The 25,831-nt window shown below is 70.9% G+C and carries 23 protein-coding genes; 16 read left to right on the forward strand and 7 right to left on the reverse strand.

All coding sequences use genetic code 11. The features are described 5' to 3' along the window. Positions 1–142 precede the first annotated feature (142 nt). Together AC068D_RS24820 and AC068D_RS24825 are read left to right on the forward strand one after the other, a co-directional pair. Positions 143–430 carry a hypothetical protein gene (locus AC068D_RS24820; protein ID WP_478825240.1) on the forward strand — a complete coding sequence of 96 codons (288 nt, stop codon included), beginning with the start codon at positions 143–145 and terminating at the stop codon, positions 428–430. Positions 431–664: 234 nt separating this feature from the next. Then, the gene (locus tag AC068D_RS24825) at positions 665–1,159 is read left to right on the forward strand and encodes a hypothetical protein (RefSeq protein WP_478825241.1); all 495 of its coding nucleotides are present in this window, start codon (positions 665–667) and stop codon (positions 1,157–1,159) included. A gap of 406 nt (positions 1,160–1,565) precedes the next feature. Here AC068D_RS24825 and AC068D_RS24830 read toward each other — a convergent pair whose 3' ends face one another. Continuing rightward, complete coding sequence (locus AC068D_RS24830; RefSeq protein WP_478825242.1) at positions 1,566–3,185, reverse strand: serine/threonine-protein kinase; 1,620 nt, start codon at positions 3,183–3,185, stop codon at positions 1,566–1,568. 135 nt (positions 3,186–3,320) lie between these two features. Continuing rightward, positions 3,321–4,049, reverse strand: a complete 729-nt coding sequence (locus AC068D_RS24835; RefSeq protein ID WP_478825243.1) for a TetR family transcriptional regulator — start codon at positions 4,047–4,049, stop codon at positions 3,321–3,323. A 92-nt stretch (positions 4,050–4,141) separates the two neighbouring features. On the opposite strand from AC068D_RS24835, the gene AC068D_RS24840 reads away from it, so the two are divergent. From AC068D_RS24840 to AC068D_RS24850, 3 genes are all read left to right on the forward strand, one after another. Continuing rightward, a complete protein-coding gene (locus AC068D_RS24840; protein WP_478825325.1) occupies positions 4,142–4,303 on the forward strand; it encodes a hypothetical protein in 162 nt (53 codons plus the stop codon). A 20-nt stretch (positions 4,304–4,323) separates the two neighbouring features. Then, on the forward strand, positions 4,324–4,596 hold the full coding sequence (locus tag AC068D_RS24845; protein WP_478825244.1) for a DUF4190 domain-containing protein: 273 nt from the start codon (positions 4,324–4,326) through the stop codon (positions 4,594–4,596). Between the two features lie 155 nt (positions 4,597–4,751). Then, on the forward strand, positions 4,752–5,915 hold the full coding sequence (locus AC068D_RS24850; protein ID WP_478825245.1) for a cysteine desulfurase family protein: 1,164 nt from the start codon (positions 4,752–4,754) through the stop codon (positions 5,913–5,915). 355 nt (positions 5,916–6,270) lie between these two features. Here the strand turns inward: AC068D_RS24850 and AC068D_RS24855 are convergent, their stop codons facing one another. Continuing rightward, positions 6,271–6,993 carry an N-acetylmuramoyl-L-alanine amidase gene (locus AC068D_RS24855; protein WP_478825246.1) on the reverse strand — a complete coding sequence of 241 codons (723 nt, stop codon included), beginning with the start codon at positions 6,991–6,993 and terminating at the stop codon, positions 6,271–6,273. Positions 6,994–7,086: 93 nt separating this feature from the next. On the opposite strand from AC068D_RS24855, the gene mnmA reads away from it, so the two are divergent. The 10 genes from mnmA to gatB all read left to right on the forward strand — a co-directional run bounded on the left by mnmA (position 7,087) and on the right by gatB (position 20,293). After that, complete coding sequence (gene mnmA / locus AC068D_RS24860) at positions 7,087–8,211, forward strand: tRNA 2-thiouridine(34) synthase MnmA (RefSeq protein WP_478825247.1); 1,125 nt, start codon at positions 7,087–7,089, stop codon at positions 8,209–8,211. A 569-nt stretch (positions 8,212–8,780) separates the two neighbouring features. Further along, on the forward strand, positions 8,781–9,320 hold the full coding sequence (locus AC068D_RS24865; protein ID WP_478825248.1) for an LOG family protein: 540 nt from the start codon (positions 8,781–8,783) through the stop codon (positions 9,318–9,320). A gap of 16 nt (positions 9,321–9,336) precedes the next feature. Next, the gene (locus AC068D_RS24870) at positions 9,337–10,026 is read left to right on the forward strand and encodes an SDR family oxidoreductase (protein WP_478825249.1); all 690 of its coding nucleotides are present in this window, start codon (positions 9,337–9,339) and stop codon (positions 10,024–10,026) included. Next, positions 10,023–11,015, forward strand: a complete 993-nt coding sequence (locus tag AC068D_RS24875) for a methionine synthase (protein ID WP_478825250.1) — start codon at positions 10,023–10,025, stop codon at positions 11,013–11,015. The genes AC068D_RS24870 and AC068D_RS24875 overlap by 4 nt, the downstream gene beginning before the upstream one ends. 35 nt (positions 11,016–11,050) lie before the next feature. Beyond that, complete coding sequence (gene ligA / locus AC068D_RS24880; RefSeq protein WP_478825251.1) at positions 11,051–13,234, forward strand: NAD-dependent DNA ligase LigA; 2,184 nt, start codon at positions 11,051–11,053, stop codon at positions 13,232–13,234. 242 nt (positions 13,235–13,476) lie between these two features. Continuing rightward, positions 13,477–15,597, forward strand: coding sequence for a putative bifunctional diguanylate cyclase/phosphodiesterase (locus AC068D_RS24885; protein WP_478825252.1), 2,121 nt, complete (start codon positions 13,477–13,479; stop codon positions 15,595–15,597). 1,126 nt (positions 15,598–16,723) lie between these two features. Beyond that, positions 16,724–17,020: an Asp-tRNA(Asn)/Glu-tRNA(Gln) amidotransferase subunit GatC gene (gatC, locus tag AC068D_RS24890; protein ID WP_478825253.1), complete on the forward strand. Its 297-nt coding sequence runs from the start codon at positions 16,724–16,726 to the stop codon at positions 17,018–17,020. 7 nt (positions 17,021–17,027) lie between these two features. Further along, complete coding sequence (gene gatA / locus AC068D_RS24895; protein WP_478825254.1) at positions 17,028–18,527, forward strand: Asp-tRNA(Asn)/Glu-tRNA(Gln) amidotransferase subunit GatA; 1,500 nt, start codon at positions 17,028–17,030, stop codon at positions 18,525–18,527. Next, entirely contained in the window at positions 18,524–18,763 is a 240-nt protein-coding gene (locus AC068D_RS24900) for a hypothetical protein (RefSeq protein ID WP_478825255.1), read from the forward strand. Before gatA ends, AC068D_RS24900 begins: the two co-directional genes overlap by 4 nt. A gap of 15 nt (positions 18,764–18,778) precedes the next feature. Then, positions 18,779–20,293 carry an Asp-tRNA(Asn)/Glu-tRNA(Gln) amidotransferase subunit GatB gene (gene gatB / locus AC068D_RS24905; protein ID WP_478825256.1) on the forward strand — a complete coding sequence of 505 codons (1,515 nt, stop codon included), beginning with the start codon at positions 18,779–18,781 and terminating at the stop codon, positions 20,291–20,293. A 218-nt stretch (positions 20,294–20,511) separates the two neighbouring features. Here the strand turns inward: gatB and AC068D_RS24910 are convergent, their stop codons facing one another. The 3 genes from AC068D_RS24910 to AC068D_RS24920 form a co-directional block, all read right to left on the reverse strand. Then, entirely contained in the window at positions 20,512–20,871 is a 360-nt protein-coding gene (locus AC068D_RS24910; protein WP_478825257.1) for a peptidase inhibitor family I36 protein, read from the reverse strand. Positions 20,872–21,072: 201 nt separating this feature from the next. Further along, positions 21,073–22,035 (reverse strand): ATP-grasp domain-containing protein, encoded by a 963-nt coding sequence (locus AC068D_RS24915; RefSeq protein WP_478825258.1) that lies wholly within the window; start codon positions 22,033–22,035, stop codon positions 21,073–21,075. Further along, a complete protein-coding gene (locus AC068D_RS24920; protein WP_478825259.1) occupies positions 22,032–23,354 on the reverse strand; it encodes an MFS transporter in 1,323 nt (440 codons plus the stop codon). Before AC068D_RS24920 ends, AC068D_RS24915 begins: the two co-directional genes overlap by 4 nt. A 750-nt stretch (positions 23,355–24,104) precedes the next feature. On the opposite strand from AC068D_RS24920, the gene AC068D_RS24925 reads away from it, so the two are divergent. Beyond that, positions 24,105–24,512, forward strand: a complete 408-nt coding sequence (locus tag AC068D_RS24925) for a hypothetical protein (protein WP_478825260.1) — start codon at positions 24,105–24,107, stop codon at positions 24,510–24,512. Between the two features lie 229 nt (positions 24,513–24,741). Here AC068D_RS24925 and AC068D_RS24930 read toward each other — a convergent pair whose 3' ends face one another. Next, a complete protein-coding gene (locus tag AC068D_RS24930; RefSeq protein ID WP_478825261.1) occupies positions 24,742–25,554 on the reverse strand; it encodes a TY-Chap domain-containing protein in 813 nt (270 codons plus the stop codon). Between the last annotated feature and the right edge of the window lie 277 nt (positions 25,555–25,831).

The following is a 25,831-nucleotide window of genomic DNA, read 5'->3' on the forward strand; positions in this document are numbered from 1 at the left end:
CCGGCGCGGGCCCGGCAACACCCGTGCCGGGGCCCGCGCCCGTGCGGCGTGCGCCCTGAAGTCCACCGGGGGAGGCTGGTCACAGACCGGCTGCTGCCCGGCCGGCGGTCGTGGAGGAAGGGGTGCTGTGATGTTCGCGAGAGTGAGCACCTATGAGGGCTCACCGGTGCCGTCCGAGAGCGACCTGTCCGCGAATTCGGAAGGGGTCGTCAAGCGGGTCCGCTGGGCGAACGGCTTTCTGGGGGTGTACCACCTCGTCGACCGGGCGTCCGGGAAGGCCCTTCTGCTGACCTTGTGGGAGGACGAGGAGACCATGAGGGACAGCGAGGAGGAGGCCGACCGGATCCGGGTGGAAACCGCTCGGAAAGAAGGCCGGCAACTGGTCTCCGTCGAATGCTTCGAAGTGGGATTCAGCCACCTCAAGCCGTGACCGGCACCTCGGCCCGACGACGCGATGGAGCCCGGCGCATCCGGCCAGGTGCGGACCGGTACCGGTTCGGGTGCGTGAGGAGTGTCGGTCCACCGGGGCGCAGACACCGGCTGGCACGCTCGCTCACGCCACCGGGTCCGTGTCGCCGACCGCTCCACCGGTGCGAGGCGGCTCCTGGACGCGGTGTGCCGATCCCGGGGCTCCCGGTGTGCGGATCTCGACGCAGGAGACCTGATGGATGTCAGTACGTTCTACGCACTCTTCGCGGCCAGCTGCTTCACGCTGGTGGGTCTCTGGTGGAACGTGGTGCAGGGACACGAGGACTGGACGAGCCGGCCCCCGCTGCGCCGGATCGTGGGCGGGATCTACCTCTCCTTCCTTTTGCCTGCACTGATGGGTCTGTTCGCGCAGGTGGGCGGTGCCGGGACACCGGGGGTCTGGCGGGCGAGCTTCGTCGTCCTCGCCGTGGTCGGCTGCGTGTCGACCCTGCGTCTGCTCGGGCGCAGCCGCGGGGACAACAACTCCGCGGCCGTGACCAAGGTGCAGGCGGCGGCTGCCGTCGTCTACGCCCTGATCGCGGTGATGGGTGCGGCGCCCGAGCTGGCCGATGTCATCGGGCTCAGCCCCCTCCAGGCCGAGGCGGTTCTGCTGATCCTGTTGATCGTCCTCGGGCACGGCCTGGTGTGGCGGTTCATGGTCGGTGAGGGCCGGCCGGCCGACGCCGACTGAGGGCTGTCCCGCAATCCCCGGTGGATCAGCACGCGGCGTCGGATACGTGGGGTCTCCCCGGGCCCGCCGGGGCCGAGGGGAAGTATCGCAAGGCGGAGGGGTGTTCTCGTACCGGGCGTGTTCGGGCACTCAGGGCAACGGGGCGTGGGGGGTGCCTCCCAGCGGTAGCCGGGGGAGGGCCGTGGCTGTCGTCGCGTGCCCGCCGGGGACTGCGGGACAGCCCGTGGGCAGTTCCGTCCGGATCGGGAGGCCGCTGGTCCGGGTGTGCCGTTCACCGACGCGCCGCGGGCGCCGGTGGGGCCGCTGCTCTCGGACCGGACGCCGAAGCGGGGTGGCCGGCGGCGGGTGGCGGGATCACCGTGAGGTGATCGAGCGGTCGCCCGGGTCCGGACCGGAACCCCCGCTTTCACCGCGCACCGCGGTCCGCCCGCCAGACCGTCATGTCCGCGGTCACGAAGCTGACCCCGCTGTCCGGCAGCGCGGTCGACTTCACCTGGATCACGAGCAGCGCGATGTCTCCGGAGGGGTGCTTGATGCAGATCTCGCTGCCGGCCGCCGCCGCGGCCAGCGGGAGGCGGTGACTGTCGGCGCCGTTGAGGGCGATACGGCATGAATCGAGGGAGGCGCCCGGCTTGGTGTACAGCATGCCGATCACACTGGTGTCGCTCTCCAGGGCGCAGCTGGTCCTGCTGCAGGTGAAGCGGATGTCCCCCTTGCGGTCCTTGCGCGCGACCGGGTCCTTGATGCCCAGTGAGTTCTTCTCGTCCAGCCACTGGAGGGGATGCGCCACGGCTCGCGGCGGCTCGGGCGTGGTCGAGGAGGGGCTCGACCGCCCGGGTGCCCGGCCCCCAGCCCCTGAGGTCGCCGCGGGGGCCGACGAGGACGTTGACGACCGTGCGGACGCTGCCGGGCCGGGTGCCGAGGATGCGGCCGAGTCCCCTTGGCGGAGCCGGGCCGCTGCGTCCATGACCGTCCACGTCAAGCCCGTCAGCAGCAGCGCGGCCGCGGTCACCGCGGCGGCCGTGATCAGCGCGGCCCGTCGCCGGCGGACGCGCCGCTCGTCAGGTCCCGCCGGCCCCGGCCGCACGGGCAACGGCAGCGTGTGCACCGGGGTGGGGTCGGGGACCGGAGACGGAACGATCACCTCCGGCCCCGTGACCTCCCGCCAGACGGCCGGCCCCGCGCCTGCGTCGGCGTCCCGGCCCAGCCGCTTCCGGCACCACTCGACGACTTCCGCCGGCGTGGCCCGCTCCTCCGGATCGGCGGCCAGGCACCGGGCGATCAGCGGACGGAGCTGCGCGGGCAGAAGGGACAGGTCGGGTTCCGAGTGCACGATCCGGTACAGCACGCTGACCGAGGGGCCGTCTCCGTACAGCGGCTCGCCCAGTGCCGCGAACGCCGCTGTCTGGCCGAGCGCGAAGACATCGGTCGCCGCTGTGACTTCACCCGCGGTCGCCTGCTCGGGAGCCATGTACTGGGGCGTGCCGACGGCGGCGCCCGTGGCTGTGTGCGAGGTGACGCCGGAGGCCAGCGAGATACCGAAGTCGATCACACGCGGCCCGTCGGCGGCCAGGAGCACGTTCGACGGCTTCAGGTCCCGGTGCACGATTCCCGCACCATGGACGGCCTGCAGCGCCTCGGCCACCCCCGCCATCAGCCACAGCACCGCCGGCACCGGCAGCGGTCCGCGCCGGGCGACGGCCTCTGCCAGGGAGGGCCCGGGCACGTACAGCGTGGCCAGCCAGGGCGGTACGCCGTCCGCGTCGGCGTCGATCAGCTCGGCGGTGTACGCGCCCCGGACCCGCCGGGCCGCCGCTATCTCCCGGCGGAACCGCTGCCGGAAGGCCGGATCGCCGGCCAGCTCCGGGCGTACCACCTTGATCGCCACCGGCCGGCCGCCCTGCGTGTGCGACAGGTAGACCCGGCCCATGCCGCCCTCGCCCAGTCGGGCGGCGAGGCGGTAACCAGCCACCAGGGGCGGATCGTCCGTCTGCAGTGGCTGGAACACCTCGGTCGCGCTGGTCATCGGTTTTCGTCCCCCCGCTCCGATGAGCTGATCATCGGCAGCAGCCTAGACGTTGCCGCGTGACCGCTGGTCGGAGCCGGGGTGCAAGCTTCCGGGTCCATGGCGTCCCACCGGATCCGGCGGGACCGGAACCCCCTAGCACCGTTCGGCGCCCGGCGTGTCCCGGCCGGGGCCCTGGGGCCCGTGGCGGGACGTCGTCGCGCCGTCCGCCTGCCCGCGGTCCTGCAGCCAGTGGAGGCGGCCCAGCGAGACCAGGCGCATCCGGTCACGGGCTGAGCGGGCGACCTCCGCCTCGTCCGGACCCCCGGTGCCACCGGAGTCCAGGGCCTCGCGGGCCTCGAGGAAGGCGGACGAGGTGATCACCATGTGGTCGACGTACATGCCCGCCAGCATCTGCAGGTCGGTCGTGCTCCAGCCCTCGGACGCCCGCTCCCCGGCGAGTGCGGCAGCCACTTCCCGGGTGAAGAGGTTCAGTTGAGCCGCGATGGCCGAACGGACCGGACCCACACCGCCGTGCCGCTCGCGGGCAATGAAGCGGAAATGGGCGGGCTGCTCACGGACATGACGAGCGATGAGGTCCACGCTGCGCTCGATCCGCACCTCGGCATCGCCCGTCTCCGCGAGGATCTCGCCGATGAGCCCGTGCAGACTGCCCAGCGCCTCCTCGACCAGCGCGACGCCGAGCTCCGCGAGATCGGAGAAGTGCCGGTAGAAGGCGGCCGGAGCAATCCCAACGGCCCGGGTCACCTCGCGCAGTCCGAGGCTGCTCAGGCTCTGGTCCTCCAGCAGTCGCAGGGCTGCGTCCAGGAGCGCCTGACGGGTTTTCAGCTTCTGGGCCTGGCGGATGCCGACGGTGTGACTCATGCCATTCAGTAAACAACCGTTCTCCGGTTCTGGGAAGACTAGACTGGGTAGTCAGTGAACAGTCGTACTCAATTCCGATCGCAGAAAGGCTGATGATGATCGCCCTCGTCGCCGCACTCCTGCTTCTGGGAGTCCTTCTGGGCGCCGTGGCTCAGATCCCCCTCCCCGTGTCCGCCGTCGCCGCCTCGCTCATCGGTGCCTGGCTGCTCGTGTTCGTGATGCGCGAGCGGCTCGCGCACCGCAGGCCCCGCTGACCCCCGAGGAGTGTCGGACCATGGAACTCACCTCCCCCGCCCGCAGGTTCACCGGTACGCGTGACGCCGACGGCATGGCCGTCGCCTCGTTCGTGTCCGGACTGCTCGGGCTGCTCGTCATGAATGTCGTCCTCGGCCCGAGCGCCGTCGTGCTGGCCACCCTGGCCCTCTGGCGCGGCACGGCCCGGCGTGGCCGAGCCCTGCTGGGTCTGGCCCTCGGCGTGGCCGACCTCGTCGTCCTCGCCGTGCTCGTCACCGTCAACGGCACGTTCACCTGGACCCTGGGCGGCTGACGTCCTGCGTGACCACCGCGCGCTTCCCCCGCCGTCGACCGGTCGGCGGAAGCGCGCGGTCCGCCCCTCGGGGTGCGGGTGTACGCCCACGGAGGCCCGAACGGTCACCCGGCGGCGCAACCGGGGCACCCGGCGCTCGTAGAATCGTGGTCACCATGGCTTACCTCGACCACGCCGCGACCACTCCGATGCTGCCGGAAGCGATCGAGGCGATGACCGCCCAGCTCGCCGTCACCGGCAATGCCTCGTCGTTGCACGCCGCGGGCCGCCGGGCCCGCCGTACCGTCGAGGAGGCCCGGGAGATCCTCGCCGAGGCGCTCGGGGCGCGGCCCAGTGAGGTCGTGCTCACCTCCGGCGGCACCGAGGCCGACAACCTCGCCGTGAAGGGCCTCTACTGGTCCAGACGGGACGCCGAGCCCCGCCGGACCCGCGTGCTGACCACTCCCGTGGAGCACCACGCCGTCCTCGACGCCGTGCACTGGCTGGGCGAGCACGAGGGCGCGAACGTCGAGTACCTACCGGTCGACCGGCACGGGCGTGTGCATCCCGGGACGCTGCGCGAGGCGATCGAGCGCGACCCCGACGACGTGGCGCTCGCCACCGTCATGTGGGCCAACAACGAGATCGGCACCGTCATGCCGATCCGTGAACTCGTCGAAACCGCAGCGGAGTTCGGGGTTCCCGTGCATTCCGATGCCGTTCAGGCCTTCGGACAGCTCGATCTTGACTTCGGCGCCTCCGAACTGGCCGCGATGACCGTCAGCGGCCACAAGATCGGCGGCCCGTACGGAATCGGCGCGCTGCTCCTCGGCCGGGAGCACACCCCGGTGCCTGTCCTGCACGGCGGCGGCCAGGAACGCCATGTGCGCTCCGGCACCCTCGACGTTCCCTCGGTCGCCGCGTTCGCCGTGGCCGGGCGGCTCGCCGCCGAGCGGCGCCACGGCTTCGCCCGTGAGGTCGGCGCCCTGCGCGACAAGCTGATCGAGGCGGTACGGTCGGCCGTTCCCGACGCGATCCTCGGCGGTGATCCGGAGAACCGGCTCCCGGCCAACGCCCACTTCACCTTCCCCGGCTGCGAGGGCGACTCCCTGCTGCTGCTCCTCGACGCCCAGGGCATCGAATGCTCCACCGGCTCCGCGTGCACCGCGGGCATCGCCCAGCCCAGCCATGTCCTGCTCGCCACCGGTACCGACCCGGATCTGGCCCGCGGCACACTGCGCTTCAGCCTCGGCCACACCTCGACCGAGGAGGACGTGGAGGCCGTCGCCAAGGCCATCGGCCCGGTGGTCGAGCGGGCCCGCACGGCGGGACTCAGCTAGGGCCTGTCCGGGCGGTCTTCTCGGGCCCGCGACGACGGCTGCGGTGCTCCACGGGCTAGCGCTGGGAGGTGCCGCCAAGCTGCGTTGTCGGAGTCGCCCGGGTACGTCCGCGGTACGAGGGCGCTCTTCCCCGGCCTGCGGCCGGGTGGGGGCACCGCTGGCGGAGCCAGGGAGTGCCCCACCGCCTTGCGATGTTTCCCCTCGGCCCCTGGCGGGCCCGGGGAGACCCCATGCATCCGACGCCGCGGGCCGATCCTCGAAGATTGCCCGGACCGGACGTAGGACCTTTCGTTTGGATCGGGCTGGATCGGTGTGCCGGGGCACGCGAGCCCGGCAAGATCCGAACGAAAGACCCCTAGTGCTCTGACCGGAACGGGCCTGCCGGGGTTCTCTGCCCGGCCGCGGTCGTCCGCTGCGCCTGGCTGGGCGACGGCGCCGTCATCTCCCGCCGCACCAGCTTCAGATACCGGTCCCAGTCCCAGTGCGGGCCGGGGTCGGTGTGGTCCGTTCCCTGTACCTCCACATGGCCGACGATGTGCTCCCGGTCGACCGGGATTCCGTACCGCTTGCATATACCGGCGGTCAGCCGCGCCGATGACGCGTACATCGCGTCCGTGAAGTCCTGCGGCCGGTCGACGAAGCCCTCGTGCTCGATGCCGATGCTCCGCTCGTTCATGTCCCTGTTCCCGGCGTGGTAGCCGACGTCGAGCTCGCGGATCATCTGGGCGATCCGCCCGTCCTTCCCCACGACATAGTGCGTCGCCGCGCGGTGACCCGGGTTTCTGAAGACCTTCAGGGCGGTCAGGAAGCTGCCCTGGACGACATGGATCACCACCCGGTCGATGGTGTAGTCGTCGGGACGGTCGGCCCGGCGCCAGTTCGCCGATGCGGCGGCCGTCCATACCGCGCCGACATGGTCCAGCTCGCCCTCCACGCGTTTCTTCTCCATACCGGGCAGCCGCCACCACAGACGCCTCAGCTCGTCCTGCGCCGTCACCCCGGCACCGACGAGCGCAGCTCCGCCACCGATCAGTACCGCCCGCCGGCCGATGCCGGTCCGCGTCTTCCTGCTCCCCATGCCGCCCCTTCTCGGCCCTCCCAGGACCTCGTCACCTCCCGAACGTCCACTCGCGGGTCCCGGGTTCCCGCGGCCCCGTACTCTGGTAGGGCTATGACTCAGACACCCCAGCGCCCCCTCCGTGTGCTCGCCGCCATGTCCGGCGGAGTGGACTCCGCCGTCGCCGCCGCCCGCGCCGCCGAGGCGGGGCACGATGTCACCGGGGTGCACCTGGCGCTCTCCGCGAATCCGCAGTCCTTCCGTACCGGCGCGCGCGGCTGCTGCACCATCGAGGACTCCCGGGACGCCCGCCGCGCCGCCGACGTCATCGGCATCCCCTTCTACGTCTGGGACCTCGCCGAGCGCTTCCGCGAGGACGTGGTCGAGGACTTCATCGCGGAGTACGAGGCCGGTCGCACCCCGAACCCCTGTCTGCGCTGCAACGAGAAGATCAAGTTCGCCGCCCTGCTGGACAAGGCGCTGGCTCTGGGCTTCGACGCCGTGTGCACGGGGCACTACGCGACGGTGGTGGTGCGGGACGACGGCACCCGGGAGCTGCACCGCGCGAGCGACATGGCCAAGGACCAGTCGTACGTCCTCGGCGTGCTCGACGAGAAGCAGCTCGCGCACGCGATGTTCCCGCTCGGCGACACCCTGACCACCAAGGACGAGATCCGGGCCGAGGCCGAGCGGCGCGGTCTGGCCGTGGCGAAGAAGCCCGACAGCCACGACATCTGCTTCATCGCCGACGGTGACACCCAGGGCTTCCTCGCCTCCCGCCTCGGCAAGGCCGAGGGCGACATCGTGGACGAGTCGGGCACGAAGGTGGGCACCCACGAGGGCGCCTTCGGGTTCACCATCGGACAGCGCAAGGGCCTGCGCATCGGCCACCCGGCACCCGACGGCAAGCCGCGGTACGTGCTGGACATCTCGCCGGTCGACAACACCGTCACGGTGGGTCCGGCCGAGTCGCTCGAGGTCAGCGCCCTCACCGCGATCAAGCCCCGCTGGTGCGGTACGGCCCCCGCCGGCCCCGGTACGTACACGGCGCAGCTGCGTGCCCACGGGGGTGAGACCGAGGTGGCGGCGGAAATGGTGGACGACGAGCTGCGGGTGACGTTCACCGAGCCCGTCCGCGGCGTGGCACCCGGCCAGGCGATCGTGCTCTACGACGGCACGCGCGTGGTCGGCTCGGCGACGATCGCGACGACGACGCGGAGCGCGACCGCCGTGGCATAACCCGTCGGTCCGCCCCGGTCGGCCGGGTCCACCGGACCCAACCCCGGGGAAAGCCGACCGGCACCGGCGCCAGGACATGCGGTGCCACCACGGGTGCGACGCGTGCGAGTGCGGTGCCGGCCACGGGCGAGGGCCTCGGCGACCACCCGTACCCTCTCGCGCTGCCGGTCCGGCGCCGCCCTCCACTGCCATCACGCGCGCACCGGTCGCCCGGAGCCGGTCCGTCGGCACTCGCCCGTCGCCCGTACCGCTGGTCGTACGCCAGGGTGTGGGACGGCGCCTCGAGGACGGCCCGCATCGGGGAGCGCTGCACGCGGCCCGAACCGCCGACGGCATCCCCTCGCCCCGGCAGAACTCCAGGGCGTCGCTGCGGCGGTCCCCGGCGAGCAGAAACGGTTCAGGCGCGCCCTGCGAGCCGTGCTCGCCCGGCGCCCGACCGGCGTGGGTCCGGAACGACGGCTTCGTGAACGGGAGCCGGCCGGATCGCCGGTTCGTGAACGGGGAGCCGGCCGGCGGACGTCTCCGGCCTCCGGGGTCACCCTCCCTCGGAGCCCCTTACGGTGGACCGCATGAACATCTGTGTCTTCCTCTCCGCCGCCGACCTCGACGAGCGCTACACCCGGCCCGCCCGCGAATTCGCCGAACTGCTCGGCAAGGGCGGCCACACCCTGGTGTGGGGAGGCTCGGACGTCGGCCTGATGAAGGTCGTCGCGGACGGGGTGCAGGAGGCCGGAGGCAGGCTTGTCGGTGTCTCGGTCGACTTCCTGCAGCACAAGGCCAGGCCCGTCGCCGACGAGATGGTGGTGGCCCGCGATCTCGCCGAGAGAAAGGCACTGATGCTCGCCAAGTCCGACGCCGTCGTGATCATGGTGGGAGGTACGGGCACACTGGACGAGGCGACCGAGATCCTGGAGCTGAAGAAGCACGGGAAGCACACCAAACCGGTGGTGCTGCTCAACGCGGCCGGGTTCTACGACGGTCTGAAGCAGCAGTTCCAGCGGATGGAGGACGAGGGCTTCCTGCCCGTACCCCTCACCGACCTCGTGTTCTTCGCCGAGGACGGCGTCGGCGCGCTCGCCCACCTCGAGGAGTGCGCGGGCATCAGGTGATGCGAGCATTGCTGGCATGGCTACACATCTGATCACCGGGGCGGGCTCCGGCATCGGCGCTGCCGTCGCGCGCCGGCTGCACGAACGCGGCGACGAGCTGGTACTGCTCGCCCGTGACGCGGGTCGCGCCAAGGAGTTGGCCGCGGCCCATCCGGGCTCCCGCACCCTCGTCGGCGACCTCGGCACGCCCGACCGGCTGTCCTGGGCCTTCTCCCACCAGACGATGCCCGAACGCCTCGACTCGCTGCTGCACATCGCGGGCGTCGTGGACCTGGGCCGGGTCGGCGACCTCACACCGAAGAGCTGGCAGGCCCAGCTCAATGTGAACCTGGTGGCCCCGGCGGAGCTGACCCGGCTGCTGCTGCCCCAACTCCGCGTCTCCCAGGGCGCGGTGATCTTCGTGAACTCGGGCGCCGGGCTCAACGCCCATGCGGAATGGAGCGCCTACGCCGCCTCCAAGCACGGCCTCAAGGCGCTCGCGGACTCCTTGCGCCAGGAGGAGAAGCCGAACGGTGTCCGGGTCACCTCCGTCTATCCGGGGCGTACCGCCAGCCCGATGCAGGCCAAGGTGCACCAGCAGGAGGGCAAGGAGTACGACGCCTCGAAGTGGATCGACCCCGAGTCGGTCGCGACCACGATCCTCATGTCCCTGGATCTGCCCCGCGACGCCGAGGTCAACGATCTGACCGTGCGGCCCGGACGATGAGCTTCCGCTGGGCCCCCGCCACCGGGGTCGGATCGATGCCGGGCGGCGACGCGCGCGAGGCGGCCAAGACCGTGACCGGGTCGTTCGAGGACTTCCCGTATCTGCCGGAGCTGCCCGCGCGCGGCCCCGGCGCCGACATGATCGGGCGGACCATCGGTCTGCTCGTCGAGATGTATGCGCACGTCGAGCCGAGCGGCTGGCGGATCAGCGACCGGCCGGGGCGGGACACCCGGCGCGCCAGGTCCTGGCTCGGCGAGGACCTCGACGCGCTGGAGGAGTTCACCCAGGGGTACGAGGGCCCGCTCAAGGTCCAGGCCGTAGGGCCGTGGACCCTCGCGGCCGCCCTGGAGGTCAGGAACGGGGAAGCCGCGCTGGGCGACCCCGGCGCCTGCCGTGACCTGGCGGCCTCGCTCGCCGAGGGGCTGCGTACGCATCTCGCGGAGGTGCGGCGGCGGGTCCCCGGAGCCCGGGTGGTGCTCCAGCTCGACGAGCCCTCCCTCACCGCCGTTCTGCGGGGGCGGATCAGGACGGCCAGCGGATACCGGACGCACCGGGCGGTGGACCGCCAGATCGTCGAGGGCGCGCTGCGGGACGTGATGGGCACGACGGACGGGCCGGTGGTGGTGCACTCCTGCGCCCCGGACGTGCCGTTCGCCCTGCTCCGGCGCGCGGGCGCGGCGGGCGTCTCGTTCGATTTCGGTCTTCTCACCGAGCGTGACGAAGAGGCGATCGGTGAGGCCGTGGAGGGGGGCACGAAGCTCTTCGCGGGAGTCGTGGCGTCCACGGACGGTCCATTGTCGGACCCTGCCGGTAGCGTCATGGGTGTCAGGACGCTGTGGCGCAGGCTGGGGCTGAGTCCGGGGACTCTCGAGGAGTCCGTGGTAGTCACTCCCGCGTGCGGACTGGCGGGTGCTTCGCCCGCATATGCGCGCGCGGCGCTCGCGCACTGCGTCCGGGCGGCGCGATCGCTCGCGGACAACCCTGAGTGATGGACTGAGGGCTGAGGTAACGGGAGGACGTAACGGTGGCTGTCGAACAGCAGGGGACGGTGCCCGCGGAGGCACGGGAGAGCCACGCCCAGCTGGCGGAGCAGATCGAGGAGCACCGCTTCCGGTACTACGTGAAGGACCAGCCGGTCGTCAGTGATGCCGAGTTCGACCAGCTCATGCGATCGCTGGAGGCACTGGAGGAGGAGTATCCGGAGCTGCGCACGCCCGACTCGCCGACCCAGAAGGTCGCGGGCGCCTATGCCACGGAGTTCACGGCCGTCGAGCACCGGGAGCGGATGCTCTCGCTCGACAACGCCTTCGACGAGGCGGAGCTGGCGGGCTGGGCGGAACGGGTCGCCAGGGAGGTCGGGACGTCGACGTACCACTTCCTGTGTGAGCTGAAGGTCGACGGTCTCGCGGTCAATCTGACGTACGAGAAGGGCCGCCTGACCCGTGCGGCGACCCGCGGTGACGGTCGTACCGGTGAGGACATCACCCCGAACGTACGGACGATCGCGGACATTCCCGAGCGGCTGCGCGGTGAGCGCATCCCGGATCTCGTCGAGATCCGCGGCGAGGTCTATTTCCCGATGGAGGCCTTCGAGGAGCTCAACGCCCGTCGGGTGGCCGCGGGTGAGCAGCCGTATGCCAATCCCCGCAACTCCGCATCGGGTTCGCTGCGCCAGAAGGATCCGAAGGTCACCGCGACGCTCCCGCTGCACATGGTGGTGCACGGCATCGGCGCACGGGACGGACTGGTGATCGAGCGGCTCTCGGAGGCCTACGAGCTGCTGCGCGAGTGGGGCCTGCCGACCGCCCGGCACAACAAGGTGGTGAACTCCCTCGACGAGGTCCGCGAGTTCATCGCGTACCACGGGGAGAACCGCCACTCCGTGGAGCACGAGATCGACGGAGTCGTGGTCAAACTCGACGAGATCCCCCTCCAGGGCCGGCTCGGCTCGACCTCGCGGGCGCCCCGCTGGGCCATCGCCTGGAAGTACGCACCGGAAGAGGTCAACACCAAGCTGGTCAACATCCGTGTGGGTGTCGGCCGTACCGGCCGGATCACTCCGTACGCCCAGGTGGAGCCGGTCAAGGTGGCGGGCTCGGAGGTCGAGTTCGCCACTTTGCACAACCAGGACGTGGTGAAGGCCAAGGGTGTCCTCATCGGTGACACGGTCGTGCTGCGCAAGGCCGGCGATGTCATTCCCGAGATCCTGGGACCGGTCGTCGATCTGCGGGACGGCACCGAGCGGGAGTTCGTGATGCCGGCCGAGTGCCCCGAGTGCGGCACGGCGCTGAGGCCGATGAAGGAGGGCGACATCGACCTCCGCTGCCCCAACAGCCGCACCTGCCCGGCTCAGTTGCGTGAGCGTCTGTTCTATCTCGCCGGGCGCAAGTGCCTGGACATCGAGGCGTTCGGCTATGTCGCCGCCGCGGCGCTCACCAAGCCGCTCGAGCCGTCCGATCCGCCGCTGGCCGACGAAGGGGATCTGTTCGACCTGACCGTCGAGCAACTGCTGCCCATCAAGGCCTACGTCCTGGACCAGGACAGCGGTCTGCCCAAGCGGGACCCGAAGACCGGCGAGGAGAAGATCGTCACGGTCTTCGCCAACCAGCTCGGCGAGCCCAAGAAGAACACGCTCACGATGCTGGAGAACATCGCGGCGGCCAAGCAGCGGCCGCTGGCCCGTGTCATCACCGGTCTCTCGATCCGTCATGTGGGCCCGGTCGCAGCCGAGGCGCTCGCCCGCGAATTCCGGTCCGTCGACCGGATCGAGCAGGCCACGGAGGAGGAGCTTGCGGCCGTCGAGGGCGTCGGGCCGACGATCGCCGCCTCGCTCAAGCAGTGGTTCGAGGAGGACTGGCACCGCGAAATCCTGCGCAAGTGGCGGGCCGCCGGGGTCCGCATGGAGGAGGAGGGCGCGGGCGAGGACGAGGGGCCGCGTCCGCTGGAGGGTCTCACCGTCGTCGTCACCGGAACTCTGCAGAACTACACCCGGGATGGCGCAAAGGAGACGCTTCAGAGCCTCGGCGCGAAAGTGACCGGTTCCGTTTCGAAGAAGACCGGATTCGTCATTGTGGGTGACAACCCCGGCTCGAAGTACGACAAGGCCATGCAGCTGAAGGTGCCCGTGCTCGACGAGGACGGCTTCGGCGTACTGCTCGAGCAGGGTCCCGAGGCCGCCCGCGAAGCTGCGGTGCCGGCCGGGGAGTAGTACATACGCTCGACAGGAACTCCCTTGGAGGGTCACCCGTTCGGCGCATATCAGATGGATAAGGGTGGCTGGGCTGCATTCGGGCAAGAGCAGTAGAGCGCTGCCCGTCAGAGCCTTCACCGGCCTACTGTTGAGGTGTGCGCCTGTCGTGCACGGCTGCGTGTGGTGGCCTTCCAGCCGTGGTGGCATGACAAGGGGGCCATCGCGTGGCATCGGCACCGCCGGCTGTGAGAGGGACGGGAATGGAACCGACCGAGAGCGCCGCCCCGGTCTCACGGCCGCGCGGATTCGCGGGGTTTGCAGGCTTCGCCGTCAGGATGCCCTTCGCGGTCGCAGGGCTCGCCGCCGTTGTGCTGACGGTGGGTCTCGTCAGCACCCTCAGGGACGGGCACGCCCTGTTCCCCGGCGACACCGAGGGCTGGTCCCTCGCTGTGCTCACCGGCATCGTCGTCGCCCATCTGGTCGCACTCGGCCGCGACCGCTGGTGGAGCGGCACCGGTTCAGGTGCCGCCCTCTCCCTCGCCGTGCTGCTGCTCTACGGCTGGGTGCCGGCGGCTCTGGTCAGCCTGGCCGTCGTGGTGCTCGCCGGCGCGGCCCGCCGGCACCGCTGGCGCCAGGGAGTGCTGCACGGCGCGGCGGACATCCTGGGCATCGGCGCCGCCGCGCTGGTCCTTGCCGGATTCGGGGAGACGCCGACCGTGGAGGAGCCCTGGCAGCCGCTCGCCTGGGGCCTGGAAGCGGTCCCCGAGCTGCTGCTCGCGGCGGGGACGTATCTGGCCGTCACCCGGGTGCTGCTGTGGTACGCACTGGCACCGCAGGGCGGTGGGCTGCCCACCGTCGCCCGTTCGGCCCTGCTGCGGCAGGGCCTTGTCGCGGTGGCCCTGCTCGGTATCACCCCGCTGATCTGTGTGGTGGCGACCGCGCTGCCGGTCCTGCTGCCGCTCTTCGCCGTGCCTCTGATCGCGCTCGACTCGACCCTGTGGATCGCCCGGGCGCGGGCCGAGGAGCAACTGCGCGATCCGCTCACGGGCCTGCCCAACCGTCAATGGCTGCTGGAGCGCACCTGGGCGGCGTTGGAGGAGGCCGAGGGCGTGGGGGCCCGCTCTGCGCTCGTCCTGATCGACCTCGACCGTTTCCGCTCGGTCAATGACACCCTCGGGCATCTGGCGGGTGACCGGCTGCTGCTTCAGATAGCGGAACGGCTGCGGCTCGCCCTGCCGCGCGGTGCCGAGGCGGCACGGCTCGGCGGCGACGAGTTCGCCGTGCTCCTTCCGACGGCCGACTCCACCACCAGCGCGCAGCGCGTCGCCCGTCATCTGGTGGGCCAGCTCTCCTCGCCCCTCGACCTCGACGGCCTCACGCTCGTCCTGGAGGCGAGCGCGGGGCTCGCCGTGTTCCCCGATCACGCGCTCGACGCCGAAGGGCTGCTCAGGCGCGCGGATGTGGCGATGTACCAGGCCAAGCGCGACCGTACGGGTGTCGAGGTGTACGAGTCCAAACGGGATTCGAACACGCCGGACCGGCTCGGTCTTCTCGGCGACCTGCGGCGGGCGCTGGACGCGGGCGACGTGGAACTGCACTACCAGCCCAAGGTCCGCTTCGACGGTCAGGTGGCGGGTCTCGAGGCGCTGGTGCGCTGGGTGCATCCGGACCGTGGACGGGTCCCGCCCGACGAGTTCATCGCCATCGCCGAGTCCTCCGGGCTGATGCCCCATCTGACGGAGTACGTCCTGGAGACGGCACTGGGCCAGGTCGCCAAGTGGCGAGCCCAGGGACTCAATGTGCCGGTCGCCGTCAATGTCTCGCCGCGTGACGTCCACACCCCGGGTTTCGCGGGTGCCGTCGCGGCACGGCTCGCTCGCCACGGAGTTCCGGCATGGGCGCTGCAACTGGAGATCACCGAGCATGTGCTGCTCGAGGATCCGCAGCGCGCCGCGGACACCCTGGCCGGGCTGACCGGTCACGGCGTGAAGATGTCGCTGGACGATTTCGGCACCGGGTACTCGTCACTGGTCCATCTGCGCAAACTGCCCGTCAGCGAACTGAAGATCGACCGGTCGTTCGTGGCCCGGCTGGCATTCGACGCGGAGGACGCCGAGATCGTGCGCTGCACGGTCGACCTCGCCCATTCACTCGGCCTTCTCGTGGTCGCCGAGGGGGTCGAGGACGACGAGACCTGGGAGCGGCTGCGTGATCTGGGGTGTGACGCGGTCCAGGGCTGGCTCGTCGCGGCCGCGATGCCGCCGCAGGAGACCACGGCCTGGCTCCGTGCCCGCGGCGAACACGGCTGGCGCCGCCCTGCGGGGGAACTGCCCGCCGCACCCGCCGAGGCGGACCGTCCGTCGGGCCACGTCGTCAACTAGGGCCTCACGTTTGGATCTTGCCGGGCTCGTGTGCCACGGCACGCAGGCTCGCAGCGTTGTGGTCGGTCGCCCACGCTCCGCGTGGGCTCCTTCCTCTGCCTTGCGATCGCACGCACCGGACCCCGCTCACCGATCCAGCCCGATCCAGACGAAAGACCCCAGGTCCTGTCCGGGCGATCTTCTCGGGCCCGCGACGACAGCTGTGGCACTCCACCGGCCACCGCCGGGTGGGGGCACCCCCGGCGGAGCCAGGGGGAGTACCCCCACGCTGCGTTGTCGGAGTCGCCCGAGTGCGCCCAGTACGGGGGCGCTCTCCACCGGCCTCCGGCCGGTTGGGGTGCCCCCGGCGGAGCAAGGGGGAGTGCCCCCACCGCCTCGCATGCTTCCCCTCGGTCCCTGGCGGGCCCGGGGAGACCCGTGCATCCGACGCCACGGGCCGATCCTCGAAGGTCGCCCGGACAGGACCTGGCCCGCGCACACCTGCGTCCCGGCCGGTCGGGCGCAAGGTCCGCCGGTCCCGCCGCAGGCGGGACGGCCGGCCGGGAGTTCCGGCACGGCCGCCTGAACCACCGGGGGCGGATGGACCCACCTGGGGCGGATCCACGCCAGGGGGCGTGAGCGGCCCGAGATGGCGAAGGGGTCCGGGATGTCGTACCCGTCCTCGGGCGAGGGGCCGATGGTTCATGTGGTCCCGCCGAGGCCGGTGATGGCGAGGGGGCGTCGCCCGGAGGGCGGCCGTGACGCTCGCGCCCGCAGCCCGAGCACGGCTACCGGCCCGTTTGCCTCGCGGGTCCGCCCTGGCTCCGCCGGGGGTGCCCCGACCCGGCCCGAGGCTGGGGGAGATCGGCCTCGTACTCGGCGTACTCGGGCGACTCCCAGCCCGAGAAGATCGCCCGGACAGGACCTGGGCATGGACAGAACAAGGTCGTCGGAGAGTGGCGGAATGCGGCTTCCCGAAGGGGCGTAGGGCAGAAGTGCGGCGGCCCCGGGACGGGGCGGATCGGGTGGCCGGGCACCCGCCCGGAGGGAGGGCCGGTGGGTGCCCTGGCAAAGCGTTTCGCGGGGACGGGCGGCGGCCCCATAGGATTGGGCCAAAACCATCGCACTCACCCCTGAGGATCGCTGCATGCCTGGCATCACGCGCGAGGAGGTCGCTCACCTCGCCCGGCTGGCACGTCTGGAGCTGAAGGACGAAGAGCTCGACCACTTCGCCGGACAGCTCGACGACATCATCGGCGCGGTCGCCCGCGTCTCCGAGGTCGCCGACCAAGACGTACCGCCGACCTCCCACCCGCTGCCGCTGACCAACGTCATGCGCGCGGACGACGTCCGTCCTTCGCTCACCCCCGAGCAGGCGCTCTCCGGTGCCCCTGCACAGGAGCAGCAGCGTTTCAAGGTGCCGCAGATCCTGGGGGAGGACTAAGACAGTCATGACGGACACTCCCATCATCAAGCTCACCGCGGCCGAGATCGCCGCGAAGATCGCCTCCGGCGAGCTCACGGCCGTCGAGGTCACCGAGGCGCACCTGGCCCGGATCGACGCCGTGGACGAGAAGGTCCATGCCTTCCTCCACATCGACCGTGAGGGTGCGCTCGCGCAGGCCCGCGCGGTCGACGAGAAGCGCGAGCGGGGCGAGAAGCTCGGCCCGCTGGCCGGTGTGCCGCTGGCGCTGAAGGACATCTTCACCACCGAGGGCATCCCGACCACGGTCGGGTCCAAGATCCTCGAGGGCTGGATCCCGCCTTACGACGCCACGCTCACCAAGCGTCTGAAGGCCGCCGACATCGTCATCCTCGGCAAGACCAACATGGACGAGTTCGCCATGGGGTCGTCGACCGAGAACAGCGCCTACGGCCCGACGGGCAACCCGTGGGACCTGACGAGGATTCCCGGCGGTTCCGGCGGCGGCTCGTCCGCGGCCCTCGCTTCCTACGAGGCCCCCCTCGCCATCGGCACGGACACCGGCGGTTCGATCCGCCAGCCCGCTGCCGTCACCGGCACCGTCGGCGTCAAGCCGACCTACGGCGCGGTCTCGCGCTTCGGCATGGTCGCCTTCTCGTCGTCCCTCGACCAGGGCGGCCCGTGCGCCCGTACGGTCCTGGACGCGGCGCTGCTGCACGAGGCCATCGCCGGGCACGACCCGCTGGACTCGACCTCCATCGACGCCCCGGTCCCGCCGGTCGTCGAGGCCGCGAGGAACGGCTCGGTCGCCGGCATGCGCGTCGGAGTGGTCAAGCAGTTCCGCGGCGAGGGCTACCAGGCCGGCGTGGTGCAGCGGTTCGACGAGTCCGTCGAGCTGCTGAGGGAGCTGGGCGCCGAGATCGTCGAACTGGACTGCCCGTCCTTCGACCTGGCGCTCTCCGCGTACTACCTGATCGCCCCGTCCGAGTGCTCCTCGAACCTCGCCCGCTTCGACGCCATGCGCTACGGCCTGCGGGTCGGCGACGACGGCACGAAGTCCGCCGAGGACGTCACCGCCCTCACCCGTGAGGCGGGCTTCGGCGACGAGGTCAAGCGCCGCATCATGCTCGGCACGTACGCACTGTCGTCCGGCTACTACGACGCGTACTACGGCAGCGCCCAGAAGGTCCGCACGCTCATCACCCGCGACTTCGAGAAGGCCTTCGAGCAGGTCGACGTGATCGTCTCCCCGACGACCCCGACCACCGCCTTCCCGATCGGCGAGCGCGCCGACGACCCGATGGCGATGTACCTCGCCGACCTGTGCACCATCCCGACCAACCTGGCCGGCAACGCGGCGATGTCGCTGCCCTGCGGCCTGGCCCCGGAGGACAACCTCCCGGTCGGTCTGCAGATCATCGCCCCCGCCATGAAGGACGACCGCCTCTACAAGGTGGGTGCGGCCGTCGAGGCCGCCTTCGTGGCACGCTGGGGCCACCCGCTGCTGGAGGAGGCACCGTCACTGTGAGCACGTTGCAGAAGGCCAAGGGTTTCAAGAAGTCCAGGACCGGCACGTATGTGTCCATGGCCACCACCGCGTTCGGAGCGCTGAGCGTCGCGAAGCAGGCCAAGAAGGCCCGCCTGGAGCACGACACGCTCCGGCTGATCGACGCCGCAGTGTCCGCCGCCGCCATCGTCACCGGACTCGCGATCCTCTACCGGGAGCTGAAGCGCCTGGGCGACGACGACGTCCTGTTCGGCTGAGAGGGAAGTTTCACCGTGACCGTCACGACTGACCTGGTGTCGTACGAGGACGCTCTTGCGTCGTACGACCCCGTCATGGGCCTGGAGGTCCATGTCGAACTCGGCACCAGGACCAAGATGTTCTGCGGCTGCTCGACCGAGCTGGGTGCCGAGCCCAACTCGCAGACCTGCCCCACCTGTCTCGGCCTGCCCGGCTCCCTGCCGGTCATGAACGCCGTGGGCGTCGAGTCCGCAATCAAGATCGGTCTTGCACTCAACTGCGAGATCGCCGAGTGGTGCCGTTTCGCCCGGAAGAACTACTTCTATCCGGACATGCCGAAGAACTTCCAGACCTCGCAGTACGACGAGCCGATCGCCTTCAACGGCTATCTGGACGTCCAGCTGGAGGACGGCGAGATCTTCCGCGTGGAGATCGAGCGCGCCCACATGGAGGAGGACACCGGCAAGTCGACGCACGTCGGCGGTGCCACCGGCCGTATCCACGGTGCGTCCCACTCCCTGCTGGACTACAACCGCGCCGGCATCCCGCTGATCGAGATCGTCACCAAGCCCATCGAGGGCGCCGGTGACCGTGCTCCCGAGGTCGCGAAGGCGTACGTCGCCGAGCTGCGCGAGCTCATCCGTGCGCTCGGTGTCTCCGAGGCCCGGATGGAAATGGGCCAGATGCGCTGCGACGTGAACCTGTCGCTGATGCCCAAGGGCAGTCCTACGTTCGGTACGCGCAGCGAGACGAAGAACGTCAACTCGCTGCGTTCCGTCGAGCGCGCGGCCCGCTTCGAGATCCAGCGGCACGCCGCAGTGCTGAACAGCGGCGGGACGATCATCCAGGAGACCCGTCACTTCCACGAGGAGGACGGCTCGACGACATCGGGCCGGGTCAAGGAGGAGGCCGAGGACTACCGGTACTTCCCGGAGCCCGACCTCGTCCCGGTGGCTCCCTCGCGCGAGTGGGTCGAGGAGCTGCGGGCCACGCTGCCCGAACTGCCGCGGGTGCGCCGCAACCGGCTCCGCGAGGAGTGGGGCATCTCGGAGCACGACATGCAGTCGATCCTCAACGCGGGTGCGGTCGATCTGATCGTTGCGACGATCGACGAGGGTGCGGACTCCGTTTCCGCCCGCAAGTGGTGGATGGGTGAACTGGCCCGTAACGCCAACGAGTCGGGCACGGCGCTGGACGAACTGGCCATCACCCCGGCGCAGGTCGCCCGGGTGACCGCGCTCGTCGCCGCCGGTGATCTGAACGACAAGCTGGCGCGTCAGGTCATCGAAGGCGTCCTCGCGGGCGAGGGCGACCCGGACTCCGTCGTCGAGAAGCGCGGCCTGAAGGTCGTTTCCGACGAGGGCGCGCTGGGCGCCGCCGTCGACGAGGCCATCGCGGGCAATGCGGCCGTCGCGGACAAGATCCGCGGGGGCAAGGTCGCCGCGGTCGGCGCCCTGGTCGGCGCGGTCATGAAGGCCACGCGCGGCCAGGCCGACGCCGCCCGGGTCAAGGAGCTGATCCTGGAGAAGCTCGGCGTGACCGAGGGCTGACCACCGCTGTATGCGCGCTGGGGCGGGACACCGACGGGTGTCCCGCCCCAGTGGCGTTCTCGGTCGTGGCCCGCTGCCGTGGCCGGCGGTCGGGCGCGCCCCACCGACAGCCGCAGGGCCACCGGGAGGACGCCGGAGCCGTCGGCGTCACCGTCCGCAGCAGTGTCGCCGCACGGGCCCGGGACATCGGAACGGCGGGGCCAGTTCGGTGGTGGGGATCAGCAGTTGCCGCCATTGACACCGTCGATACGGCCGCCGAAGTCGCCCTTGTACGTCCGTCGCCAGTCGCCGTCACGGACCTGGCGCGTCTCTTTCGGGTCCCAGTTGATGAAGCAGGCGTCGGTGCTCGCCACGAACGATCCCACGTTGTCGTGGAGTGAGGGCGGCATGTCGCGGTATCCGCCGGCGGACGTCCACTCCCAGCCGGAGCCCCCGAAGTCCGTTCCGGAGAAGAAGCACACCGAGCCGTTGGGGCACGGAGGCACGGCGGCGGGGGCCTCGGCCGCCGCGTTCGCGGCGGGCATCAGCAGGGGAGCGAGCGAGAAGGCAGCGACAGCCGGCCAGAAACGCAGCTTCACGGAATGTCCTCCATGATTTCCCGGAGACCTCCGGGGTGGGGCGGCAGCGACAGATGTCCCAGACGTGATCATGATCCTGTCCAGGCCGGCGGACATCCCGGAGCGGCGCCCCGACGCCACCCGATCGAAGGAGTCCGTCCCCGCCGCCACCTCGTCTCCGGTGGGCACGCCGCGGGCCCGGTACCGCGAATTGGTCCCGGATCAGTGGCCCGACGCGGGGCCGAGTTCCTTCAACCGGTCGGAGATACAGGCGATGAGCGCATCCTCGACCCGGGAACGCTCGGGTTCGGGCAGATCCTCGTAGGCGGCCGAAATTGTCATCCACTCGTTGAACACCGGCCCGGCCGGTGAGAGCAGCCAGTCCACGCACAGATACGGCGCGTCGAGGCTGCGTGCGAGCCGCTCGCTCATCCCGGCGACTTCCGCCGGTACCTCTCCCGACAGAGCCGAACCGGTACCGCCCTCACTGACATTGGCCAGATAGCTGCCCCCGGTCGGCTCGCGCAGCAGTGCGGCCACGAACGCTCCGTTGTGGACGTAGACCCGCACGTCCCCGGAGTTGCGACGGAAGGGCTGGATGATGCACCCCAGCGCGCCCGGGGTCAGCAGATCGACGGCGGCGGTCAGCTGCTCGAAGGACTCCGCCTTGAGGACGCCGTACCCCATGGCCATGTCACGCGGCTTCACGAGGTAGCCGTCCGAGCCGTCGAGTTGGGCGGAGACCGCAGCCAGGGCACGGCGGGCGTACCGGCCGAAGGGGACGCACACGCTCGGCAGCACGGGTATCCCGAGGGCCCCGGCATGGTGGACCATGGCCAGCTTGTCGTTGCCGAGTGCCTCGGGGTCCTTGATCCCGTCATTGAGCAGAACGCTGTCGGAGGCCCGGATCGTACGGGCGATCGCCTGGAGATGACGTCCGGCGCCCGCGTCCCAGGTCCAGGAGGACATGATGAAGCCGCGGCCCTTGCCGAGGAGATCGGCCTCGCCCTGCCACAGGCGGGGGCCGTCGTTCCAGGCGGGGACGATGTCGTTGGCGTGCACCACGGTGAGGTCGAAGCCCCGTGACCTGAGGAGGTCGACGCGCTCGGAACCCTCGCGCCGGAGCCGTGCCTGGACGACGGGATCGTAGTTGTCGGGGCAGGTGATCCAGACGAGCTCGGTCATGTTCGCTCCTTGTCGGTGATGTCGGCCTCGGCGGGGACCGGGCCGGCGTCCGCGGCACCGGGGAAGGCCGGATCGCCGTTCGCGGGGTCCGGGCGGGCCGGCAGTGTGCGCAGGCCGCGCAGCGGGGAGAGGAGAAGCCAGACGATCGCCAGCGACGTTCCGGCCGCGCCGATCCACACGGCCTGGCGCACGCCCGCGAGTTCGGCGATCGCGCCGCCGCAGAGCGCTCCCAGCGGCCGGGCCCCCCAGGCGCAGAAACGCACGGTGGCATTGACCCGCCCGAGCAGGGCGGCAGGGACAGCGCGCTGCCGGAAGCTGACCTGGGCGACGTTGTAGAGGACGAGACCGGCTCCGAAGGCGAAGCTGGAGATGCTGACGAGCCACAGCCGCCAACCGGGCTCGGCCAGGGCCGACAGCAGGGTGAAGGGGGCGGCCACGGCAACACTGAGCTTGATCGTGGTGCTGTCGCCCAGCGCGTCGATGACCCGGCGGGCCACGGAGGTGGCGGCGAGGCCTCCGAGACCGCCGAGCGTGAACAACAGCCCGATGGTCCCCGCAGGTACGGCCAGATCCTGGGCCAGCAGAACGAGGAGCATTGCGTACCCCATGCTCCAGAACAGCGTCATCGTCGTCGAGCAGCAGACCAGCGGGCGTAGGAACCGGTCGGCGAACACGTATCGCACCCCGTCCATGACATCCCGGTGGAGGTGCGCGCCCTTGCCTCGGACGGGAGGCGGCTCACGGTCCTTGATGAACGTCAGGCACAGCGCGGACCAGAGGTAGCCGACGGCCGTGCCGATCAACGCCAGGGGTGCGGTGGCGAGTTGGATGACGAGGCCGCCGGCGCCCGGGCCGGCCACCGCCGCCACCTGTTCGACGCCGACCAGCTTGGCGTTGGCGGAGACGAGTTCCTGGGGTGCGACGAGACGGGGCAGAAAGCTCTGGTCGGCTATGTCGAAGAACACGGTCAGCACACCGGCCGCGAGCGCGACGGCACACAGGTAGCCGATCGACAGCCCGCCCAGGGCCCACACGACCGGCACGCTGCCCAGCACCAGAGCACGCCCGAGGTCGGCGACGATCATCACCGGTCGCTTGCGCATCCGGTCCACCCACGCCCCGGCGGGCAGGCCGACCAGCAGGAACGCGGCGGTCTGACTGGCCGCCACCGCACTCACCTCGAACGGCGACGCGTGCAGGGTGGTCGCGGCGAGCAGCGGCATGGCCAGGCTCATCAGCCAGAAGCCAAGCTGGCTGAGCGACTGCGCGAGCAGCAGCCGGCGCAACCCCTTGCCGCCGGACTTCATGTGCGTCTGCATCGCGGTGCTCACCACCGTGCATCGAGGACGCGCCGGGGCGCGCCGAATCACGGGCGCGCAAGGCGATCACGTTTGGGGGGTCAAGGGCCAGCAGAATGTAACGGCCGCGGAAACGGCCGCACAAGGCAGACCGGGGCCGGTGAGAGCGGACTGAGAGATCCCGCTTCGCCGGTCGGCACCGACCGGGCGCCGACCGGACCCGTGCGAGACGGTCGGCGACGTTGCCGAGGCGCTCGTCCGGGTCCCCACCCGGGCTCTCGCCTTTGCCCGGGGGACGATGACGGTGTCCACTGCGGCGCGGAAGGCGGCCCGCCCTGTGGTCTCCGGTACGGATGCCCTCCGTCCGGAGATTGCCCGGAATCAGTCCCGCACGCCGGCAGGTGGCCAACTGCTCCGGCGACTGTGGATCCGCACCGCTGGGCGGGTCGGTGAGTTGCTGATCGGCCGTGGGCGTGGCGTTTGTTCATCGTGCACGGTCGGAGCCTGCGAGCTGATCACTGTGCACGGTGGCCGGAGCCTGGGAGCGCCTCATAGCGTGCCGGTGGTGCAGAAGTTGCCCTTCCCCACCCGGCTGCGTTCAGGTGCCACCGCCGGCGCGTCGCTTCTGCCGGCCACTGGCCGGCGGCGCCGGAGCGGGCAGCGCGGGACCAGTCGGGGAATGGCCTTCCGCGCCCTTCCTGAAGCGGGGGCCTGCCTTCCGTGTTGATGGAGACAGACACAACGGAACATCCAGCGAGGAACGATATGAAGATGAAGACCAGGGCGGGGCTGCTCGCGCTCGGCGCGGCCACTTTCCTGACCATCGGGATCACCCCGGCGAGCGCCGCCACCTACACCGGGTACTGCTCCACCACCGGCGGGAACGGAAGCGTGGTGATCCAGGGCTGGAGCCATGGCGACCGGGTCATCCCCTACGTCAGCCTCACCGCCTACGACTCGTCAAAGGACGGACATCACATGCGGGTCCGCCTGGTGACGGAAAGCCTCGGGGGCTTCACCACCACCTTCCCGTGGCATGCCAACACGGACGGGGCCAACACCAGCAAGGGCTGGGTGACGGAGGCCCACCCCGGCTATTCGATCGGCGTGGTCAGGGTCGAGGTCGCCAGGTTCGAGAACGGGACCCGCCTGAACTACTGCTCCGACCGCGCCTTCTGATCTCCGCCGTCGGCTGCGTGAGTACGGGTGGATCCATCTCACCGCGCGGAAGAAAGGCATGACGGCTTCGGCCCCGGCCGGATCGGTCGGGGCCGTTTCCCTCGGGGGCGGACCCCTCCTCGGCCATGACATGCCCGGACGGCCGTCGCGGCTGTGACCGGGGCGCAAGCCGGCGCCACGGCGTCCATCACCCAGCGCGTACCACCGGCCGTCACCGGGTTCTTGACCTTCAGCAGGTCCGCATGCCGAGCCCCGGGAGCCACAGCTCTCCCCGGTCGTTGACACCCACATCCCGTGCCATCAGCTCATCGGGCGAGGCCGCTCCACGGGCCCGCAGCTCGGACACGGTCAGACGCGCGACAGCGGCCGCCGAGCTCTCGTCCGCCTCCAGGAAGACCGACTGCCACCAGCCTCGGTCCCGGGTCTGCCAGCCGCGCATCACCATCTCCCGCTCCCGCTCGGGTCCCTGCTCCGCGTCCCGGTCGTCGACGGCCACCCCCAGCCCGTCGTCCGGGCCGTAGGAGACGACCACATCGCGTCCCCGGTCCCGGCCGGAGAGAATCGTGAAGCCCGCCCAGTCGCCCGGCACCTGCACCGGGAGCTGCTCGGCCCAGGCCGCGAGCATCAGTGCGAGTGCGCTCTCCAGGTGCTCCCAGCAGCCCGCGAGCCGGGCGCCGGGCCGGGCCACCGGACGCTCACCCGGCCCGTTGCGGTACAACTGCCAGCTGTACGGCAGAAGATCGAAGTCGTGCGGCTCGGCCGCCGATCCGGCGCCGGCCCATTCGAAGCTGCGGTACTCCTCGGCCTCCAGAGTCTCCGGCCGGTGCGCCGACAGGCGGGCGCCGAGCCGGTCGCCGGACAGCAGCAGCAGCCGGCTGTCGTTGCGCCAGCGGATGCTGGGCCCCTGTGCCGATCCGCCGTAGAGCGTCGGCTCGCCGATCCGCGCGGCGATCGCGTCGTACACCTCGCGGAACGTCTCGCGACGCTCCACCGTGCCTGCCCCCTGGCCGTACGACACGACCGTGACCGGCGGGCGTCCCATGTGGTCCTCCGGCGCTCCGTGAAGCTGCTGCGCGAGCCACGCCGCCTCCGTCGGCGAGCTGACAGCGATGGTCCTCGTTACCCCCGTTGATGCCCCCGTATTGGTCATGTGTCCATGCTGCCAGGCTGTGGTGACAACGCTGCCAATTCCGGATCTTCTCACCCCTTGGACAGGAATGGCGCAATCTCGCTTGGACTCCCCACCCGTCCGCTTGGACGTTCATGCGGCTGTCGTCCCCGGGTCTTTCCGCCGCCACCTGCGCTCACTAACTTCCGGG

The sequence above is a fragment of the Streptomyces sp. NPDC043861 genome (assembly GCF_056435905.1).